The organism is Streptomyces kunmingensis, assembly GCF_039533535.1.
Classification (GTDB): domain Bacteria; phylum Actinomycetota; class Actinomycetes; order Streptomycetales; family Streptomycetaceae; genus Streptomyces; species Streptomyces kunmingensis.
Genome location: NZ_BAAATS010000022.1, coordinates 70,837 through 90,414, shown reverse-complemented (window position 1 = coordinate 90,414; position 19,578 = coordinate 70,837). Strand labels below are relative to the sequence as shown.

Genomic DNA, 19,578 nt, shown 5'->3' with positions numbered 1-19,578 from the left:
ATGTCGACGACGCATCCAGCAACGCGCCTGCCTGGCAGCAAAGTTGACGCGCCGGGCGCGGGCGGCCCGCCCTTCCGGCAGGGTCGCCGAGATCCCCGCCCGCGCTCTGGCACCGCAGAAGCAGCAGGCCCTGACATGCTGCCCTACGCCTGGCTGTTCCCCGGACCGCTGCCGTCGTGCACCATGCCGGAGCAGGCACCACCGCGGCCGGTCTGCGCGCCGGCGTTCCCGCCGTCCCCGTGCCCGTCCAACTGGACCAGCACTTCTGGGCCGCCCGCCTCCACGCCGTCGGCGTCTCCCCGCGCCCGCTGCGCTACCAGCACCGGAGCACCGAGCGGTTGTCCCACGCGATCACCACAGCCGTCCACGACCCCGCTCTGCGCAGCCGCGCCCGCCATGCCGCCGCGCTCCTTGCCATGGAGGACGGGGACGGGACGCAACGGGTCCTCGACGCGGTCGAGCGGCTCGGCTGAACTGTCCTCCGAAACAGTCACGGCGATCCGCGACACCCGCGTTCGGCCGTCTTTTGGGCGTCCCGGTTACCCGCCCCACCACGGCCGTACGTCCACACTCCTGCCCCCGGAGCCGGAGCCGGAGCCGGGCGCGACCCGCGCGGAGGACCCCGCGGCTGCTGACCGCCGGGCTTCTGCCCCTCAGTCACCAACTCACGCCAAACTCACGCCGCATCCATTGACGTGCCCATGGTGTGTCCGTAGCTTCAGGAAGCGCTCTCCCGTAGTACGCAAGACGTCCCCCACCACTGCGACCTGCCGTCCCGGGAGCCCCTTCCATGAAGTCATTGCAGTTGTCGAAGTCGTTGACATTGTCGAAGTCATCGAGGTCACCGAAGTGGTCGAGACGCACTTCAGCCGCCGCTTTCGCCCTCCTGACAACGTTGTCCTCGCTGTTCGTCAGCGGGGTGTCATCTCCCCCCGCAACCGCCGCGGCGTCGGCTGCCGTGTGCAACAAGTACTGCGACGCGCGGGATCCTTCGCTGAGCCCTCAGGACCGTGCCCCCGTCACCGCCGCGGTCGCCTCGCGCTCGATCGTGCTGCACTTCGACGACGCCGACGCGATGGGCTGGGCGTCCATCGACAACGGCGGCCCCGGTGACCGCGTATGGCTGGACCGGTCCATGGACGGCGGCCGGACCTGGGCCGGGGGCAGTCGGCTCGGGGACACCGCCGTGCCCTCCGGCGGGCGCGGCTGGCGCACGCAGATGTTCAACGTCGACGACTGGAACACCCGGGGCGTCGGGGCCCTTCGGGCCTGCGGGCAGCCGGCCGGCGGAGCCATCGCGTGCACTGCCTGGGCGCGGACCACCTGGAACGCCGCCGGCCGGAGCACAGCGGCGGCCACCTCGCTGATGATGTCGTTCGACCGGAGCAGCAAGCTGTTCGGCGGCAACGGCTGGTGGACCAGTGCCAATGCCCTGACCGCCGTCATCGACAACATCCGGATCAGCGGCATGGGCAGTTACAGGTACGCCATCGCCGAGGTCTACGACAAGAACATCAACGCGCAGGGAGGGCAGTTCCGCAACGAGTACCTGGACGACACCGGTTGGTGGGGACTGGCCTGGATCGAGGCGTACGACCTGACCGGCGATCGCCGGTACCTCGACACCGCGCGGGCCGACGCGGACCACATGTACGCGAACTGGAACAACACCTGTGGCGGCGGGGTGCGTTGGAACTCGAACGGCAACTACAAGAACGCCATCACCAACGAACTGTACCTCCGGCTCACCTCGGCCCTGCACAACCGCATTCCGGGTGACACCACCTACCTGAACCGGGCGAAGAGCGAATGGAACTGGTTCAAGAACAGCGGCATGATCAACGGTGACCACCTGATCAACGACGGTCTCAACGACAGCTGCGTCAACAACGGCCAGCCCACCTGGACCTACAACCAGGGCGTCATCCTGGGCGCGCTGACCGAGTTCCACCGCGCCACCGGCGACTCCGCTCTCCTGACAACGGCACGGCAGCTCGCCGACTCCTCCACCGTCCGGCTCCAGACGAACGGGGTGCTGCGGGAGCCCGGCGAGGGTGACAGCTGCACGGGAGACGGCCCCAGCTTCAAGGGGGCCTACGTACGCGGACTCGGCGCGCTCAACCGCCAGTTGTCCGACCACCCCTATGCCCCGGCCCTCACCCGCTGGGCCAACAGCGCCTACGACCACGACCGCAACGCGCTCGACCAATACGGCCCGCACTGGAGCGGCGGCAACGGCACGTCCGACTACGGCTGCCAGCAGAGCGTGCTCGACCTCCTCAACGCCGCCACCAATTGACCGGCGTTCGAGAGCAGTGTGCCGCCGGCCAGTTGCTGTGCCCGGAGTGCGGGCGGCGGCAGGACATGGGCGAAGGCGGGCCGGCCGATGACACACCTCGGCCGGTCAGCACAGGCCTACGAGAGTTCGTCGAACTTCGAGTGGCAGATCTCCACCTGGATGCCCTCGAAGTCCAGCGCCACCGGGCACTCGGCGAACCAGCCCCCGTCCTCGACGAACCGCACCAGGGCAAACCCCGACAGCCGTCTACCGTTCAGCGCCGCCAGACGTGCTTCATGCGCCTTGCGCCATACGCACAATTTACGCAGGGAAGCGTGTGGTTCTGCTGACTATTGAGCTCGTGTCACCGCTGCGAACCTCACGGTGACCACAACGGTCGACCGACCTCGACCGACCTCAATGGACCTCAGGGAGCACCGGGTGCGCAGACCAGGAGTGAGAGTCAGCAGAGCAGTTGCGAGCCGATCCAAGGTGCGCGGCGCGAGAGTCATGCGTGGCAGGCGGGCGCTCGGCCCGCTCCTCGCCGGGGTGCTGGCGGGCGCCGCGCTCGTCGTGCCCGTCACGACGGCCGACGCGGCGCCTCCTACCGCCGCCGCCTGCGCCGCGAGCGACGCGGACATCTACCGGCCGCCCGCCTCGGTCACCGGGATCCCGGGCAGCGTCATCGCCTGCAAGGCGACCGAACTGCCGCATGTGCCCGGCTCCGTCCCCCTGCACGCGTGGAAGGTGCAGTACAGCTCCAAGGACAACGCGGGCGCGCCGGTCGCCGTCTCCGGCACGGTGGTCGTGCCCGACGCGGCCTGGAAAGGCACCGGCAGCAGGCCGGCGGTCGCGTTCAATCCGGGCACGCTGGGGCTCGGGCCGCAATGCGCCTTCTCCAAGCAGCTGTCCGGGGCTTTCCAGGACGAGTACGAGGGCGACAACATCGCCGCCCTCCTCAAGGCCGGTTACGCGGTCGCGGCGACGGACGGCGCCGGCTACCTGGACGGCCAGACCCACCCGTACGTCTCCGGGGTCGACGCGGGACACGCACTGCTCGACGTCGTCCGCGCCGCGTCGGCGGTGCCGGGCAGTGGCGTGGCGAAGTCCGCCCCGGTCGGCCTCTGGGGTTACTCCGAGGGCGGTGCGGCCAGCCTCTGGGCCGCGCAGCTCGCGAGTTCGTACGCCCCGGAGCTCAAGGTCGTGGGCGACGCGTCGGGCGGCGTACCGGGAGACCTGAAGGTGGTCGCCCAGGGCCTCGACGGGGGCGCCTTCGCCGGTTTCCTCGCCGACGCGGTGATCGGCCTGGCCGCATCCCACCCCGCCATGCCCTTCGACGAACTGCTCGACAGCACGGGCCGGTCCGCCGTCGCCAAGGCCAAGTCACTCTGCCTGGTCGGCACCATCGCCACATTCGCGGGCCAGAAGCTGGAGAACTACACCGAGCAGAGGCTGTCGCTCGACCAGATCTACGCGCTGACCGGCACCGACGGCAAGACCTGGGGGCAGGTCGTCCACGAGCAGAAACTCGGGACGGGCATCGGCCGGAAGAACTCGGGCGCCCGCTACGAGATCGGATTCCCCGTCCTGCAGTACCGCGGCATGCTCGAGGAGGTCATCCCCACCTCGACCGAGGACGCGACCCGCAGGGCGTACTGCAACGCCGGGATCACCACCCAGTGGAAGCTCTACCCGGGCGACCACCTGCTGACCGATCAGCAGGCCAAGGACGACGTGGTGAAGTGGCTCGGTGACCGCTTCGCCGGACGGCCCGAGCTGGGCAGCTGTCTGTTGCCCTGAGAACTTGTACCCGACTCGTTGTCCGCACGGGAGCGCTCGTGGTCACGGGAGTGACGACGAGCGCCTCCTGCTCTGCTTCCGAGGAGTGAACATGGCGAATTCGTCGGCGGCACCACTGACCGGAGCCTGGGACCTGGTGAGTTTCGAGGTCCACACTGCCGACGGTCGGGTGGAGCGTCCCTTCGGGGAGCGTCCGACCGGTCTCGGCATCTACACGCCGCAGGGCCTTGTCTCCGCCCAGCTCATGGCGGGAACGGGTTCCGGTTCCGCCGAGCCCGAACCCTCGCAGAACGCATCGGCGCCCCTCCCCCGCTTCATCGCGTACGCGGGCCGCTACCTGCTCGATCTGGATTCCCGCACCGTCGAACACCACGTCGAGTGCAGCTTCGACCCGAGCTGGGTGGGCCTGGTCCTGCGCCGCAGCTACGACCTGGACGGCAATCTGCTGACCCTGCGCCCACCCACGCAGGCCGAGGGTCAGCCCGTCCTCACATGGCGCAGGCGCGAACCCTTTCCGTTGCAGCAGCCTGCTCCGCCGGCACGCTTCCCGTGAGGCCGCGTCCTCCCGGCCGGATGCACCGGTCGCCCCGCCGCGTGACCGGCAGACGCTGGGCGCCGCCGCCCGGTTCGCGGTTCGCGGTTCGCGGCCCCCCGCCGCGACAGTGTCGAGGCGTGGGGCCGCGGACGGTCGGAGGATCAACCGGCAGCTTCCACCGCGTTCACCGGTGGGGACGCCTCGTCGTCGACGGTCCGACCGAGCGAACCGGTCGCAGCAGGACAGGACGCAGTCTGCTGTAGCCGCGCACCGACACCGGTCGCAGCACCTTGAGGTCGTACGCTGCCGTGCCCGCGAGTTCACCGGCGAACGCCGTGTCGACCAACACGGTGCCGGGGCGGGCCACCGCGGTGAGCCGCGCCGCGACGTTCACCGCGGCTCCGTACACATCGCCGTAGCGGTTGAGGACCGCGCCGTGGGCCAACCCGGTCCGCAGTTGCGGCAGGCTCTGTTCATCCTGAGCGCGGGCGGCCAGTTCCAGTGCGATACCGGCGGCCGCGGATGCCGACTCGCATACGAAGAGCACCTCGTCGCCGATGGTCTTCACCACCCGGCCCTGCCCCTCGGCGACCACGTCGCCGGTCAGGCTCTCGAACCGGTCGAGTACCCGGCCCAGTTCGGCGCTGTCCAGCCCACGGGTCATCCGCGTGTAACCGACCATGTCGGTGAAGCCCACGGCCAGATGACGGACGTCGGTGCTCTCGCGAGCAGGCCCGGGCCCGGGCCCGCCGCTGACGGTGGCGCCCGTCCCGACGCGCTTTCCCGAGTCCGACTCGACATCCGCCCCTGACTTCTCATCCTCCCCCGGCCCTCGCCCCGGTACGGTTGACAGGCCCTCCTCCGTGTCAGCGAGCATCCGTCCCGCATAAGCCGCGAGATGACGGCGCCACACGTGCCGCTGCAACAGCTCCATCTCCGGTACCAGCACCGCGGCGTGGTCCATCAAGGTCCCTCCGCCGCCGGGCGCGTCCAGGTCATGGTCGAGCCAGTTCCAGAGCGCGTGCATCTGCCATTCGGCGAGCCGGGAAAGATGGTGGCCCAGGGCGCGCGCCATCATCGTCTCGCTCTCCTCGGTGATGAGCCCGGCCTCGATGAGCCGTTCCCCCGCCCTCAGCGCGTCGACATCGGCGTCGGTGAACACCCTCGCGTCGTCGTCCACCACCGGGAACCCGAGCGCGCGCCAGATCTGCGCCGAGCGCTCGGGCCGCACCCCGGACCGCTCGGCGATGTCCAGTCTCGTCCAGACGCGACCGCCACCCAGCAACAACTCCTCGACGGCCCGCCGCAGTCCGTCGATGCCGGACGGGTCCGCTGGTTCCCGTACCGGCTCCGCCGTGCTCATGTGGTGTGCACGATCAGCACGTCGAGCCCTGCCTTCCTGGCGATGTCCGCGGGCACCGAGCCGAGGATGCGTCCGGCGAGCGAGCGCAGTCCCCGGTTCCCGACGACGATCAGGTCGGCCGAGCACTCCTGGGCGATCCGCTCCAGGGCCGCGACCGGTTCGTCCTGCACGGCGACCGACCGCACATCGACCACACCCTCCGCCCGGGCTCTGTCCCCGGCGATACGTAAGGTGTCCTCGGCGGGTGCCGAGCCCACCACCTGGTACGCCTCGGCGCCCAACTGGTCCTGTGCCGTTGCCAGTTCGGCCCCACGCATCGGGGAGTACGCGCAAGCGATCACGAGTTCGGCCTTGCAGGCGGCCGCGAGGCGGGCCGCACTCGCGACGGCGGCGAACGACGACTCCGAGCCGTCCGTGCCGACCAAGACAGTCTGATAGGCGACCAAGGCGATCAATCCCCTTACTCCATAGTAAACTTACTTGGAAGTAAGGTAGAGCGTGAGCGGTCCACCGGGCAAGACGCGGTGAGCACTGATCCATGCGCATGCGCGCGCCGCAAGTACCGTGCTGAGACGGTGGGTTGGGGAGATCACGGCCCGGGCCGGCCGCCCCGCCGCCCCGCCTACGCCGTCGCGAAGATCCGGTCCAGGTGATGGTGGAGTACCGCAATCGCCGACTCCGCGGTGCGCTGGCCCACGAGCATGCTGGTGCCCATGGCGGCCGCCATCGCGAGCAGACCGATCGCCTCCACTCGGGCATCGATTCCGGGGCCGACCAGGCCTGCCGCCTTCGCCTCCTCGATGAAGCCGGCCAGGGCGTTCTCCGCGGCGTCGGGGTTGTCGATGAACGGCTGGGCGGCCAACGCCTCGTCGGTCACGGACAGGATCGCGTACGAGGTGTAGACGAGATGAAAGGTACGGCTCTCCTCGTCGATGGGGAGCGAGGCCAGCAGCAGCGCCTCGACCGTCGCACGCGGGCCGGGGTGCGGCCCCGCCGCGGCCAGGCGGGCACCGACGCGTGCAGTGAACAGGCCGGTCAGGTGCTGGAGCCCGTAGAAAAGGAGTTTCTCCTTGGTCTCGAAGTAGTACTGCACGAGCCGGAGTGACACGCCGGCCTCCGCCGCCACGTCGCGCATCCCGACGGCATGCAGCCCCTGCCGCCCCGCCACCCGGATGAGCGCCTCGGCGATCTGGGCGCGCCGTTCCTCGTGATCCACGCGCTTCGGCATGTGTCGTCGCCTCCGTTCATCGATGGTGGCTTCACGATCCGAAGCCCCCGTTATGGTACCGCCGTACCAACATCATGGTACGGTCGTATCACGAACGAACGATGGATCTTCCCGGAGGTGCCCCGTGCCCGAGAACGCGACCCGCGAGCGCCGCGATGTCGGCCGCTACGTCAACGACGACCTGCGCGACCGCTACTTCGCCGCCGCCGATGCGCTCTACGCGAAGGGAGCGCCCATACGCTCCGAGACGGACGTCGAGACCAGCTTCGGCACCACCCACGTCTACCGCTACGGCCCTCAGGACTCCACAGCCGAGTCCCGCACCCCTGTCGTCCTGATCCACGGCGCCGGCTACTCGTCCGCCATGTGGTTCCCGAACACCCCCGGGCTCAGCCTCGAGCGTCCCGTCTACGCTCTCGACACCCCTGGCGACGCGGGCCGCAGCATCCACCGCGAACCCATGTGGCAGCCCGAGCACGCCGCCCAGTGGATGGACGAAGCCCTCGACGCACTCGGCCTCGACCGCGTCCACCTCGTCGGCTCCTCCTACGGAGGCTGGCTGGTACTCAACCAGGCCCACCGCCGGCCCGGACGGCTCGCGTCCGTCACCGCCCTCGACCCGGGCGGCCTGGAAAAGGTGGGGCTGCGCTTCTTCGCCTGGGTCTTCGTCGGCCTGTTCGCCACCTTCGCCCCCAAGGCCCTGCGTCCGCGGCTCGCCGCCTGGCTGGACCAGCCGGTCCTCGCCAGCCCCGAGATGCGCAAGTGGGTCCAGCTCGGCGCCCGCGCGTACCGGATCCGCCGCCCCGCGCCCCTGCCGCTCACCGAGGACGCACTGCGCTCCATCCGAACCCCGCTGTACGTCGTCATGGGCAAGCACAGCCTGCTCGTACACCCGAAGCGGCAGCTGGAACGGGTACCGCGCCTCGTACCCGGCGCCCGGGCCGAGATCATCGCCGCGACCGGCCACGGACCGCAGATCGACCACCCCGAGGTGGTCAACGCACGCATGCTCAGCTTCATGGGGGACGTCGACTCGCACGACCCCGCCGCGCTCGACGTGTAGAGCCTAGTCAGACGTCGCTCACCGGGCAGTGTGCGTGAATCACCCTGACCTGAAGCGCAGTTGAGGTCCCAAGATGGTGCGATGACCGGACAGCCCCGACGCCTGGCGCACCGCTCAGAACGAACCCGGTTTCCCTGACTTCGTCATCGCCGACCCCGCGCTCTACCGGCTCGTCGTTGACTTCTGAGCGCAGGCCGGCCCGTACAGCGCAGTTCCCTCCACCGTTCAAGCCATGGGCTGCTGCCTCTGCCCCGGCTCCGCCTCGTGACTGCTGTTGTCGGGGCACTCCCAGCGCTGATGCACCGCGCCCGTCTTGGGGTCGAGTGAGCGCTCTTCCATGAGCTCCCGCATCGGCTTCTCGCAGGAGGGACAGAGCGGGGGGACGTCGCAGAAATCGGGGTTCATGGTTCCTCCCGGATGATCATGCGGCTTCGTAGTGATGCCTCCAGGGTGAGCCGTGCGCCGAGTCCACGCACCTGGAAGTGGTCGCGACGGTCGGTCGTCGCGATGTGTACGGCGACCGCCGGAAGCACCCACGTGCGCAATCGCAGCAGGTCGGAACAGGTAAACGGCGCGCTACGGGCGGCTGCACGCAACCCTCGTAAGACCCTGACAGGGCCCGCGGCACATGCACGCTCAGACCAGCCGCGCCCTCTCGGTCATACGTAACCGGTGCGGTTGGACGTGCACCCGTTCACGGTTGCTGCACACGTGTCTCGCCGGCTACGCGGAGGTCCGGCACCCGGCGTCGAGTTCCGCGTCGGCGGCCGCTCCGCTTCAGCTCAACATGTCCATCAGGGCCGTGACATAGGCATCCAGCCGCTGTTCCACCACCCGCGTCGTCAGCTCGGTTCTTCCTGCCTCTCGCCAGGGCCGCGACACCTGCCGCGTTTCTTCGGAGGACGCCAGCCCGTCCCGCACCAGCCAGTACAGTCGCTCGCTCGCGGCCGCTGCCAGCACGCCCCCGGCCTCCTCGTACGCCCGCGTGAAACGCAGACCCCATGCCGGGCCGTGCAACAATGCGAGGTTGGTCGAGCAGTGGGCCACATCGAGATCTGCCGGGCCCCATGAGGTGGCCGCCCAGTCGACGACCCCCGTGATGTGGGGATCGGCCGCCACGGAGGCCGGTACGTCGAGCAGCACGTTGCCGGGCTGGAAATCCCGGTGCAGGAACCGCCCCTCGTAGGGCGGCGCCGGCCTACGGATCACATCGATCGCCGCAGCCCATACCTCCGCGTCGGCACCCTTCGGAACGACGACAGTATCGGCGGTCGTCAACGCCACATACTTCCGGGGACGCTCAACGGGCCGAAACCTGTGGATCGCCACGAGCTGGCGGGCCAGCAAGTGAATGCGAGGCTCCAATGCCTTGTCGTCGAGGACTGTCCGGCCCGGCAGATGTGTCATCAGAAGCGACGGAAACTCACAGTGCGCTGCGGTCGGATCGACCGCGACCAGTGCAGGAGCCGGCACATCGGTCCCCATGAGCTGGGCCAGGACGCCGGCCTCCCCGTTCAGCGAATCCTCGGCATGCTTCGCATAGAAGGGGTCGACGTAACTACGCAGCACCAAGGCGCGCGTGCCTCCGTCGCTCATGCCGATCGTCAGTCTGCGCATTTCGGCGGTGATGCCGCCCTGCAACACATCGCTCCTGACGATCCGTTCGCCGGCCTCCAGGTACCGGCCCACCCAGGCCAGGGTCGACGGTCGGACAGCCGCCGCATCGTGCCGAGTCACCGGGCTGCCTCCCTCATCCGGAAAGGGCCCCATCCGGTGATGGCCCAGCGGCACATTGCACACCCATTGGGTCGGCTCAGCAAGGCGATTACGGGAGTTCCGCGACCGAGTCAGCCGGCAACCGGGTCTCCCACAGCCCCTCCCGTGGCCCGGCGGACGGCGCGGGCCACGAGTTCCGAGGCGTCGGCGAACTGTGCGGGATCGGCGCCGTCGAGGAGAGCCGCACCGATGTCCTCGTTGATGACCCGGATGGCGGCGGAGGCCGCCGCTGCGTGCAGGCGCACCGCCAGGTCGGTGACCGGGAGGCCCAGCCTCTTCGCGATGATCCCGGTCATCTCGCGTTCCACCTGGTCACAGGCCATCAACCAGGCGGTGCGTAGCGCCGGTTCCGTGTCGGCCAGCCGGATCATACGCATCGCGAGGTCGTTGTCGGCGAGCTCGACGGCGTCGGCCTCACGGCGGAACCGGCTCGCTTCCGTGCGGAACCGCTCTTCGAGCGAGACGTTCGCGGGCCAGTCGCGCAGCGTCCGCATCTCCCATTCGACGCCCTGCGTCACGATGGGTTCGGCGCAGCTCTCCTTGCTGCGGAAGTGGCGCCAGATGGTACGGGTGGACAGCCCCACGGCCTCGGCGATCTGGTCGCCGCTGGTGGCATCCACTCCCTGTTCCCAGAACAGGCGGGAGGCCTCCCGGGAGATCTCCAGGCGCAGCCGGTGGCGCCGCTGCTCGCTCATCGTGTTCCCACCACGCTTGGCCGTCGCCATGCCGGTCACCTCCACTCGTGCCCTACGCCCAGTTCAGTGTCATATTGACATTAAGTGACACCTTAGTGCCTGCGCGGCGACTCCGGCTCGGTACAGGCCTCAGCCAGTACGGCGGCGATGTCCCCGACCAGACCGGCGACGGGATCGTGCGTGAGCTCCGTCATCCGAAGCCGCCCGCCTACGGTGACGACGCCGAGCACGTGCTCCCCGCGCAGCTGGGTGATCTGCGCCGGCCCCCACAGGGCGGTGAGCGTGCTTGCGCTGCGCCGCTTCGGCTCTGCCACACCGAGGTTGGTGATCTGGATGTCGGCGGCGGTGGCGGCGCCCATCATCGCTTCGGCCTCCTCCGCGCTCGCGGGAGCGTGTTCCGCGAGCGCCGCACCCGCGGCCTTGAGGGCGGCCGGCGTGCGCTGCCGCGTGAGCGATTCGCGGGTTCCGCGGGCGAGCTTCCAGAAGTCGTCCGCCTCGTGCGGCTCGCTGACGGTCTTCGCCCCGGCGAAGCGGTTCACCACCTCGTCGGGCAGGCCGCAGGCGCGGCGCAGGTCCATCGGGGTCAGCACCCGTACGAACTTCCGTCCACGCCGGTGGAAGACCACCGCGGCGGCGGCGCAGAGCGCGGCGTGCACCGAGGTGCCCTCCTCGCGGCACCGGTGGACGAGCCGTGCGGTCAGCCCCCGGTCGAGTGCCAGAGCCTGGAGGTGCGGCAACTGTGCGGAGAAGGGCGCGAGTTCACCGCCCGCGCTCAAGCGCGGATCGTCCGCCGGCGAGGCGGCAGCCGCGGCATCCGGCACCGTGACGCTCGGTGTTGTGAGGCCCGGTGCCGTGACGCCCGATGTTGTGACGCCCGGTGCCGTGGCGTCCGGTGCCGTGGCGTCCGGTGCCGTGGCGTCCGGTGCCGTGTCGACGCGGGCGAGCAGGTCTTCCAGCGCCTCCGGAACGCCGCAGGACCCCAGTTCCTCGCCGTCCAGGGTCGCCACCAGGTCCAGCAGCGCCCGCAGCCCGCCGACCCCGTCGGTGATCCGGTGGGCGAACGTGAGCACGATGTCGCACCGCCCGCCCCGTGGCACAAGAGCGGCGCGCACCGATGCGACGTCCGGAGCCGGGGAGATCGGGCGGGTCTGCTCGGCGGCCACGACTGCCTGCCAGGGCGTGCCCTCGGCGAGCGTCGTCACCGGTATCACGGCGTCGGTCTTTCGATAGACGGTCTCGGGTGCGGTGCGGTCCACCGTCGTCCCGAGCAGCGGGTGCCGGTGGCGCAACTGCACCAGCGCTGCGCTCAACTTCGCCTCCGTGACGTGCCGTTCGACCTCGGCGACCAGAGAGAACTGGAGGGGGTTGCGCCGCATGTAGAAGTCGATGGTGCGCTCGAACGCACCCAGCGGTCGGACTGCTTCCCTTTGGCTCGTCGTCACCATGCCCTTCCTCCTTGTTGTCAGCCGTGCTTGGCAGGCAGCAGGCCGATAACCTTCAGCCGCTTGTTGGAGTTTCGGGCGGCCCAGGCGACCACCAGGAGGGCCAGGGCGAGCAGAGGGAAGCCCATGGCGATCTTGGCGGCACCCAGCGAACCGACCTGATCGGTCTCGTAGAAGTACTGCTGAACGGCGAAGCGGGCACCGAAGACGGCGGCGAGCACCAGGGTGGCGACGTCGTAGTAGAGCCGCGAGCGCTTGTCCGCGCGCCAGATGCTGCCCTTGCCCGTGGCGACGTTCCAGAGCACGCCGGCCAGCGGCCACCGCACCAGGACCGAGGCGAGGAAGGCGATGGCGCCGGCCAGACTCGCCCAGATGCCGATGAGGAAGTAGTCCTTGGCGGAGCCGGTGAACCAGACGATGCCGGCGGCGACCGCCACCCCGAACACACCGCCGATCGCGGGCTGTACGGACTCCTTGCGCACCATCCGCAGCACGCCGATGGCCACCGCTACGGAGAGGGCCGCGATGACCGCCACCCGCATTCCGCCGGCGCTGTTGGCGACGACGAACGCCAGCGCGGGTAGGGCCGAGTAGACGACTCCTTCTGTGCCTCCCGCCTGTTCGAGGGCCGAGGGGCGCTGCCGGGGTGCCGTCTGCTCCTCTGCCGGTGTGTCGGACTTCGTCTCCAGGAAACTCTTGGTCTTCATGGTGGTCGGTCCTCCCGAGTGCGTCTGGGGCGTCTAAAACGCCAGTGCGTCACTAAGTGAAACTTTGGCATTAAGTGACACGTTTGGCCACCCCCTTCAGAGTGTGATGCACGCCACACGGACATCGATGCGAGCTCGACAACCGGGGAATCCAGGGGAACTTGCAGCGTCTGTCATTTAGTGACACCGTCATTAAGTGACATGCCTGAGGGCGCCCACCAGCCGACCTCGCGCCGGCCGCATATTCAGCCCGGGAGACGACATGCTCCAGACACTGCCGCAGCAGCTCTACCTGCTCTGTTACACCGTGGACAAGGGCAAGTTCCAGCTCGACAACCTGCAAGGCCGCGGCCAGTTGCTGCGTGCAGGCGCCCTGACCGAGCTGGCTCGCGACGGGCTGCTCGGCGCCGAAGGACGGAAGGTCGTGCGAAAGCCCGGGAAGACGCCGGACGACTCCTTCGCCGCCGCGGTATGGAGCGACCTGCCCGACAGCAAGCCGAAGGGCTGGCTCTCCTTCGTGCACAACAAGGCTCACACCGCGGAGACACCGGTCCGCGACCAACTCGCCGCCGCGGGTGAGGTCTCCGTCTCGCGCGGCAAGGTGATGGGACTCATCCCGGCCGACCGCGTCACCGTCACCCACCCGCAGAAGGTGGGAGCCCTCCAGGAGCGGGTCCGCGACACCGTGATCAGTGGCAACGACCCGGCGTCCATCCCGCTGGAGGAGCTGGCCATGGCCGTGTTCGCGGTCGAACTCGAACTGACCTGTGTGTGGAGTCGCGCGGAAGTCCGCACCCACAAGCAGTCACTCAAGGAACTCGCCGCACACTTCGACAAGACCGTCCCCGGCCTGCGCAAGGCGCTGCGCGACTCGTACCTGTCGAGCCGGGCGGTGGGCGGCGGCTGGAGCGCCTGAGCACCTGACCGGCACCGGAGCGCGGGGCCGCGCGGAACACGCGCGCAGGGACGGTGGAGTCCTCGCAGATGCTCGCTGCCGTCTATTGCGCTGCGTTGCTGTTCAAGCCCGCGAGTACGTGATCCAGCTCGTTCGGCATCACGGCAACAAGAAGGTCCCCCTCGGCCGAGGTGCATTCGACGACCCTCGACCCGCCGTTGATCTTCACCGCTTCCCGCAGCGACGGTGACCGCACGCCGACCTGTCGCAGCCCGTCAGGAAGCGACACTGCCGTTCCAGCCCTGGTACGGGCCTCCCAGGTCATCCCTGAAGCGCCGATCACCAGCCGCCCACGCAGCCACCGCCCTTCGAGCGACGGATGCCGGAGCAGGCAGGGCACCTTGATCACATGTCCCTGTGCAGCGCTGACGGCACGTTGCTTCGCTCTGCGGCCCATCAGCCACGCCATCAACCCGGCCGCTGCCACGGTGAGCACCAGTTCGATCACTGGAGCATTCAAGCAGCGCTCCGCCTGTAAGCCCAGCCCTTCACAAACCCGCCCCTGTGCGGGTACGCCCGGCGCGGCTGTCCGGGTGAAGCACCCACCCGCGTACGGCGCGCCGACGCGGGTGGCAGAACGCACGGCGTGCACAGGGGTGAGGCTGAAGCGCGCCCCGCCGGGATCGGGGCCACGACACGATGCGGACCGGCGAACGAATCAACGCACGTCAACAAGTCGAAAGGTGGCCGCCATGGCCAGGTTTCTCCCCCAGCCGCCCACCCGCAGGGACGCGCTCGGACTCGCAGCCCTCACGACCCTGGGCCTTGTGCTCCCGGCCGCGACAGCGCGAGCCGACACGACTCGAACCGAGCACGGCACGTCCGGACTCGCCGCTTCGGGGACCCCGTGGCTCACCGGTCGCCGGCTGCGGCACGGCACCGTGCTGCAGTCCTTCGCCTTCGACGAGTCGCACCACTGCCTGTACGCGTTGCAGGTCATGCCGGGCGGCATCCGGTTGCCGGGTGAGAAACACCCGTACACCCACGCCGAGCGGGCCCACCGCGGGGACCTCTGTCTCAACCGCCTCAGCCTTCGGGGCAGACGGACCGGCTACATGTACCTCAAGGGCTTCGGCCACGGTGGGGCGATGGGCGTCGAGCAACACCGCAAGGGCAGCCGGCTGTGGACGGAGTGGGACGCCCATCCCGCTTCCGGCTACGGCCGTGGCATCTGCCGGTTCCGGTTCGCCAACAAACGTGTCCTCACGCGCGCCGGCGCCCACCTGACCGCCTATCACCCCGTGCCGGGCTCCACCAGCAACAGCGTCACCCTCGACCAGAGCCGCCGCAGGCTCCTGCTGCGCTACAAGATCGAGGGCACCCCGCGTTTCGCGGTGTACGACCTCGCCCGCTTCGTCGCCGGGCATTCCAGGCCGCTCGCCGACCTCGCCCAGCCCGACGCCTACCTCGGCCTGCCGTTCCAGGGTATGGCGCTGGACGGCAACACGGTGTACCAGCTCATGGGCAGCGGCTACGGTCCCGACAACCCCTCGGAGTCCGGCGGAAACACCTACCTGGGCCGGACCAACTGGCGCACCGGCAGCTCACACCAGAGTTTCCCGGACCATACGGCACCCCACCTCTCCCCACGTGAGCCGGAAGGCCTCGCCGTACGCCGCAGCGACCGGCGGCTCTACCTCGGCTTCACTCAAGGAGCGCCGGGCGACAGACGATTCTCCCTCTACTCGAAAGGGCTGCGCTGAACCGCACCCGACGACGAAGGTGATCCGGGCGGAGCCGAAGGTGATCCCGGCGAGGCCGAAGGCGTGTCAGTAGCCGTCGAACGTCGACGGCACACGCCCGGCGTTCCCACCGACCTGGAAGTCGGTGCCGCTCAGCAGGGTGTTCGTGGCGCGCAGGGATTCCTTCTCGCCGCCCAGCCGCGTCAGCAGGGCCTGGATCTGGTCGCCCCAGGTGCTGTGCGCGGTCTTGAGCGCGCCCGATGTCACCCAGCCGCCGTCGTCCTTGGGGCCGAACTCCTTGACCGCCGCGCCCGTGGCGTCGTCGGCCAGGTCGCCCGCCTTGCGGGTGCCCGGCTCGATCGTCTGCTCGATCGACCTGGCCGCCTTCTTCTTCTCCTCCGGCGTGGAGGCCAGGTAGGGGCCCTGCGGGCCACCGTTCCCGCCGCTCCCGCCCGGTTCCGCCGGAACCTGGTTCAGCTGCATACCGACGTCACTCACCATCAGTCGCCCCCCTCACGTGTCAGTTGTTCGTCTGTCCGTACTCGTGGTCATCCGCACTGCAGTGCCGCGCGCGCCGCGTCGCCGAACACCTCGGAGAACTCCGGGGCGGCCGGCACATGTGTGACAGCGCGCTCGGAGTCGTCGAAATACCTGAGGTCCTGGGCGAAGACCGTCTCCCTGCCGTCGCACTCGGCGCGGGTGACGTCGCGTCCCTTGAACGATGCGACGAGCGCGGGATCGCTGACGACCGCGAGGCGTGCGAAGGGCCCTTCCTTGTCGCCCTCGAAGGTGAGGTCGCAGTAGAGGCCCTTCGGGAGCGATCCGGTGACCTCCGCGGTCACCTGCTGGCCCTTGGGGCCTTGTGCCCGGGGAAGCCGGAAGCCGCTGATGCCGCAGACCCGGTCGAGGTCGGACGGCTCGGCGGCGGAGGGCGCATCGGTGGTGGTGTCCGCGTCGGCCGGTTCGCCGCAGTAGGACGCGGCGCTGAGCGCGGGGGTGGCCGAGGTCAGCAGACGGCCCATGGCGTCGGCGTCGCCCGCGGTGTCCCGGCCGGTGACGGCGGCGCGCAGCACGGGCTGTGTGCCGCTTCCGTCCGCGGCGTTCCGGCAGGCTGTCGGCAGCAACGTCCAGCCGCCGTACGCGTCGAACGCGCCCTGTGTGCCGCCCGACAGGACATGCCGGTCCCCGGAGATCTGCCAGTCGCCCCGGCTGAACGGGAATTCTGTCTCCTCGCCCACGGCCCGCAGGCTGAGCCGCTTGTCCTGGCCCGGAAGCCAGCTGGACACCCGCACGGTGCAGGTCGCGTCGGAGTCCTCCGAGGCCGACACCCGGCCGATACCGCCGCCGAGCGCCGCCGCGGCCTCGTCCGGAGTCGTCCAGCCGTGGCAGATGCGGTCCGAGTCGAGCACGTTCGTGTTGAAGTACGTGAACGTGCCGCCGAGGACGACGACCACGGCGGCCGCGACGGCCACCCCCGCCTTGCGGCGCGAACGGCGCCGGGGCGCGGCGCCGGCCGTCCCTCCCTCAGGGTGATGTGTCTTCTCCACCGCGCTCTACTCCCAACCCAGATAGGCGGCCGCGTCACCCCGCGACGATCCGTACGACTGCTTCGCCTCGTCCCGCATCGCCTGCCACGCGTCCCAGTTCGGGTCGTGCTTGGCGTTGTTCTCGTCGTCGATGTCGACGCCGCGGTCCGCGGCCCACTGGTCGATCATGTCGTAGGTGCCGTTGATGCCGGACGAGTAGTGCTCGGAGTTCTGCTCCTTCGCCTGCGAACTCGCCGCGTCCGTCACGTCCTTGGACCATTCGTACGTGGCGGCGTCCACGAGCCGCTGCGCCGTGTCGCCGACGACCGGCAGGCCCGTGATGGGGGCGCCGGCACCGTGGTAGGCGTACCTGGCCATGTCGTTGGCGGCGCTGATCTTGCCGTCGCGTTCGTCCAGGATGACGTCCGACCCGATGGAGTTCATCGCGCCGGTCACGGCGCCGAGGTCGCGGGCCGGGTTCTTCCAGGCGTCGTTGCCGTTGCCCCCGGACTCGGGTGCCTGCGTCATCTGGTCGAGGGCGTACTGGCGCTGGGTGTCCTGGAGGAGGGCGTAGGTCTGGTCGTCGGAGGACACGCCGCGCATCACACGCATCAGGCTGTCCTTGCCCACGGTGATGCCTGCCTTGTCACCGTCGGTCCAGATCGCGTCCTTGCCCTGCGGGCTGCCGTACTTGGTGCCGTTCTCGGCGAGGATGTTGTGGTTGTCCATCGCGTAGTCGGCGATCGCGTGACCCAGCGGTGTGCGCAGGTTGGCGTGGATGTCCTCGCCGCCGGCACCACTGTCCAGGATCTCGATGGTGCTCTGCATGACGCGGGCCTGGGCGTCGGTGTGCGGTCCCGGCTTCCCGCCCGCCTGGCCCTCCCGGAGAGGCTCGTGGCCGGTGGTCGCCGCCTCGATCGCCCGGCCGAGCCCGATCCTGCTGGTCGGGTCGTCCAGCTGGGTCACGCTGACACCGGTGATGACGTTCTTGGGCCACTCGCGGGCGTCGTCGCCGCTGCCCGTCAGGTACTTGAGGTGGTCGTTGCCGACGTGGTCGCCGTCCGCGCCGTTGCCCGCCGGGTCGAGGAACGCCGTCGCGGCGTCCGGGTTGCGGCTCATCAGGTCGAGTACGCCGTCCACGGCGTCGGTCTCGATGCCCTTGTGGCCGGGGCCCCACATCGTGAAGATGCCCGGGTGGTCCTTCTCGGCCTTGATCGTCTGTTCGCCGAGGTCGTACAGGAACTGGTCGTCGAAGTCCTCGTCGGCGTGCCGCATCAGGCTGACGTAGGACTGATAGCCGTAGAGGGGATTGGTGTTGGAACCGAAGTTCTTCGTCCCCTCCTTCTTCATCGACTCCGTCCACTCCTTGTAGAACGCGCCGTCCTTGCTCTTCGTCCAGGCCTCGAAGGCCGGTGAGCCGGGCGGCATGTCCTTCACGCTGCCAGGCACCGCCGTCGCGGTGACCAGGGAGTTGGCGAGGTTCTGCTCCATCTCCGCGAGCTGGAGCTTCTGTGCGCCGTCGGCGTCCTGGCCGCGCTCGTTGAGTTCGTTGCCCAACTGGATCGTCGCGTGCGGGCCCAGATCGTGCAGCAGTTTCTGGGTGAACGCCTCGTCGTCGTGGTTGTCGCGCAGCGCCCGCTGAAGCTCTTCCATCTCCTTGGCCGAGACCTTCTCGCCGTCGGCGACGCGCTGCGCGATGTCCTCGACGGCCTCCTCCTCGTACAGCTCGACGTCGCCCTTCGCGCCCGCGTTGAACCCGCCCGGCATACCGTGCAGAGGGTCGCTGTCCTTGACCACGGCATTGAGCGCGATCTTGACGCCCTCGTCGGCGTCGTTCACGGCTCGCACCGCGGCGTCGATGCGCTCGGTCCAGGACCGCTCGGTCCCGGCCAGGTCGGGGTCGTGACGGATGGAGAACGCTTCCTGCTCGCTCACCTTCGAGAAGTCGTAGTGGCACGCCCCCTGCTCGGAGACCTTCATCCCGGCCTCGACGGCTTCGTCCCGGGCCTGCTCGACGCCCTTCTTCAGCGTCACGAACTCGTCGTGCGCGTCGCGCAACAGGGAGGCGACCGCCTTGGACTCCGTCTGGGCGGCCCGGATCTCCTTGAGGGTGATGTCGAAGCGGGCGTTCGCCGCGTCCGCGCTCAGCCCGTTCCAGACGGGCCCGCCGAGGGAGATGGCGTGCACGTCGTCCTGGTAGGCGGACTCCACGGTGTCGTGGAGTTCCTTGGCCATGCCGTCCCACTTCTGCGCCGCCGTCGTGAGCGTCGACAGGTCGGTGGTCATGACTTCGTGATAGCTCGGCATCCCTGTGGCCCCCCGCCATTGATCATCTTCGCTGCCGCGATGCTACCTGAACTACTACAGTCTTGTAGAACGACTGGAACGGCGGGGTTGACCTTCACGTTGGTTTCATGAGGTCGCCGAGGCCATCACCAGGCAGGACCGCACACGGCGAAGCTCTGCGCCCGGCTCCCCTGAATGACGCGTACGAACGCGCCCTACGAGGGGCGGCGCCGCATCGCCCG

The 19,578-nt window shown here is 69.3% G+C and carries 19 protein-coding genes; 7 read left to right on the top strand and 12 right to left on the bottom strand.

Features of this window, described 5'->3' with window-relative positions; genetic code table 11:
• The first annotated feature begins 176 nt into the window (after nucleotides 1–176).
• The 4 genes from ABD366_RS26480 to ABD366_RS26465 all read left to right on the top strand — a co-directional run bounded on the left by ABD366_RS26480 (nucleotide 177) and on the right by ABD366_RS26465 (nucleotide 4,631).
• Nucleotides 177–473, top strand: a complete 297-nt coding sequence (locus tag ABD366_RS26480) for a glycosyltransferase (RefSeq protein ID WP_324765833.1) — start codon at nucleotides 177–179, stop codon at nucleotides 471–473.
• A gap of 317 nt (nucleotides 474–790) precedes the next feature.
• Nucleotides 791–2,299 (top strand): glycoside hydrolase family 76 protein, encoded by a 1,509-nt coding sequence (locus ABD366_RS26475; protein WP_411293593.1) that lies wholly within the window; start codon nucleotides 791–793, stop codon nucleotides 2,297–2,299.
• Between the two features lie 489 nt (nucleotides 2,300–2,788).
• Nucleotides 2,789–4,078: a lipase family protein gene (locus ABD366_RS26470; RefSeq protein WP_324765835.1), complete on the top strand. Its 1,290-nt coding sequence runs from the start codon at nucleotides 2,789–2,791 to the stop codon at nucleotides 4,076–4,078.
• Between the two features lie 91 nt (nucleotides 4,079–4,169).
• Nucleotides 4,170–4,631, top strand: coding sequence for a lipocalin-like domain-containing protein (locus tag ABD366_RS26465; RefSeq protein WP_324765836.1), 462 nt, complete (start codon nucleotides 4,170–4,172; stop codon nucleotides 4,629–4,631).
• Nucleotides 4,632–4,797: 166 nt separating this feature from the next.
• On the opposite strand, the gene ABD366_RS26460 is transcribed toward ABD366_RS26465, so the two are convergent.
• The 3 genes from ABD366_RS26460 to ABD366_RS26450 all read right to left on the bottom strand — a co-directional run bounded on the left by ABD366_RS26460 (nucleotide 4,798) and on the right by ABD366_RS26450 (nucleotide 7,204).
• Nucleotides 4,798–5,976, bottom strand: coding sequence for an adenylate/guanylate cyclase domain-containing protein (locus ABD366_RS26460; RefSeq protein WP_324765837.1), 1,179 nt, complete (start codon nucleotides 5,974–5,976; stop codon nucleotides 4,798–4,800).
• Nucleotides 5,973–6,422, bottom strand: a complete 450-nt coding sequence (locus ABD366_RS26455) for a universal stress protein (protein WP_324765922.1) — start codon at nucleotides 6,420–6,422, stop codon at nucleotides 5,973–5,975. Before ABD366_RS26455 ends, ABD366_RS26460 begins: the two co-directional genes overlap by 4 nt.
• Before the next feature lie 176 nt (nucleotides 6,423–6,598).
• Complete coding sequence (locus tag ABD366_RS26450; RefSeq protein ID WP_324765838.1) at nucleotides 6,599–7,204, bottom strand: TetR/AcrR family transcriptional regulator; 606 nt, start codon at nucleotides 7,202–7,204, stop codon at nucleotides 6,599–6,601.
• 124 nt (nucleotides 7,205–7,328) lie between these two features.
• On the opposite strand from ABD366_RS26450, the gene ABD366_RS26445 reads away from it, so the two are divergent.
• Entirely contained in the window at nucleotides 7,329–8,267 is a 939-nt protein-coding gene (locus ABD366_RS26445; RefSeq protein ID WP_324765839.1) for an alpha/beta fold hydrolase, read from the top strand.
• 225 nt (nucleotides 8,268–8,492) lie between these two features.
• On the opposite strand, the gene ABD366_RS26440 is transcribed toward ABD366_RS26445, so the two are convergent.
• The 5 genes from ABD366_RS26440 to ABD366_RS26420 form a co-directional block, all read right to left on the bottom strand.
• Nucleotides 8,493–8,672 (bottom strand): hypothetical protein, encoded by a 180-nt coding sequence (locus ABD366_RS26440; protein ID WP_324765840.1) that lies wholly within the window; start codon nucleotides 8,670–8,672, stop codon nucleotides 8,493–8,495.
• A gap of 372 nt (nucleotides 8,673–9,044) precedes the next feature.
• Nucleotides 9,045–10,004 (bottom strand): phosphotransferase family protein, encoded by a 960-nt coding sequence (locus ABD366_RS26435; protein WP_411293594.1) that lies wholly within the window; start codon nucleotides 10,002–10,004, stop codon nucleotides 9,045–9,047.
• A gap of 110 nt (nucleotides 10,005–10,114) precedes the next feature.
• A complete protein-coding gene (locus ABD366_RS26430) occupies nucleotides 10,115–10,768 on the bottom strand; it encodes a TetR/AcrR family transcriptional regulator (protein ID WP_324765842.1) in 654 nt (217 codons plus the stop codon).
• Nucleotides 10,769–10,830: 62 nt separating this feature from the next.
• Nucleotides 10,831–12,183 carry a phthiocerol/phthiodiolone dimycocerosyl transferase family protein gene (locus tag ABD366_RS26425; RefSeq protein WP_324765843.1) on the bottom strand — a complete coding sequence of 451 codons (1,353 nt, stop codon included), beginning with the start codon at nucleotides 12,181–12,183 and terminating at the stop codon, nucleotides 10,831–10,833.
• 17 nt (nucleotides 12,184–12,200) lie between these two features.
• Nucleotides 12,201–12,887, bottom strand: a complete 687-nt coding sequence (locus ABD366_RS26420) for a DUF3159 domain-containing protein (RefSeq protein WP_324765844.1) — start codon at nucleotides 12,885–12,887, stop codon at nucleotides 12,201–12,203.
• A gap of 262 nt (nucleotides 12,888–13,149) precedes the next feature.
• Between ABD366_RS26420 and ABD366_RS26415 the strand changes: the two genes are divergently transcribed.
• Nucleotides 13,150–13,803: a GOLPH3/VPS74 family protein gene (locus ABD366_RS26415; protein ID WP_324765845.1), complete on the top strand. Its 654-nt coding sequence runs from the start codon at nucleotides 13,150–13,152 to the stop codon at nucleotides 13,801–13,803.
• A gap of 82 nt (nucleotides 13,804–13,885) precedes the next feature.
• Here the strand turns inward: ABD366_RS26415 and ABD366_RS26410 are convergent, their stop codons facing one another.
• Entirely contained in the window at nucleotides 13,886–14,290 is a 405-nt protein-coding gene (locus tag ABD366_RS26410; RefSeq protein ID WP_324765846.1) for a hypothetical protein, read from the bottom strand.
• A gap of 244 nt (nucleotides 14,291–14,534) precedes the next feature.
• Here ABD366_RS26410 and ABD366_RS26405 point away from each other — a divergent pair, with 244 nt between their 5' ends.
• A complete protein-coding gene (locus tag ABD366_RS26405) occupies nucleotides 14,535–15,545 on the top strand; it encodes a phage baseplate protein (protein ID WP_324765847.1) in 1,011 nt (336 codons plus the stop codon).
• Nucleotides 15,546–15,611: 66 nt separating this feature from the next.
• On the opposite strand, the gene ABD366_RS26400 is transcribed toward ABD366_RS26405, so the two are convergent.
• From ABD366_RS26400 to ABD366_RS26390, 3 genes are read right to left on the bottom strand one after another with little or no spacing between them, the layout of a single operon-like run.
• Nucleotides 15,612–16,025: a hypothetical protein gene (locus ABD366_RS26400; protein WP_324765848.1), complete on the bottom strand. Its 414-nt coding sequence runs from the start codon at nucleotides 16,023–16,025 to the stop codon at nucleotides 15,612–15,614.
• A 47-nt stretch (nucleotides 16,026–16,072) separates the two neighbouring features.
• Nucleotides 16,073–17,071: a hypothetical protein gene (locus tag ABD366_RS26395; RefSeq protein WP_324765849.1), complete on the bottom strand. Its 999-nt coding sequence runs from the start codon at nucleotides 17,069–17,071 to the stop codon at nucleotides 16,073–16,075.
• A 6-nt stretch (nucleotides 17,072–17,077) separates the two neighbouring features.
• A complete protein-coding gene (locus ABD366_RS26390; protein WP_324765850.1) occupies nucleotides 17,078–19,336 on the bottom strand; it encodes a hypothetical protein in 2,259 nt (752 codons plus the stop codon).
• Nucleotides 19,337–19,578: the final 242 nt, after the last annotated feature.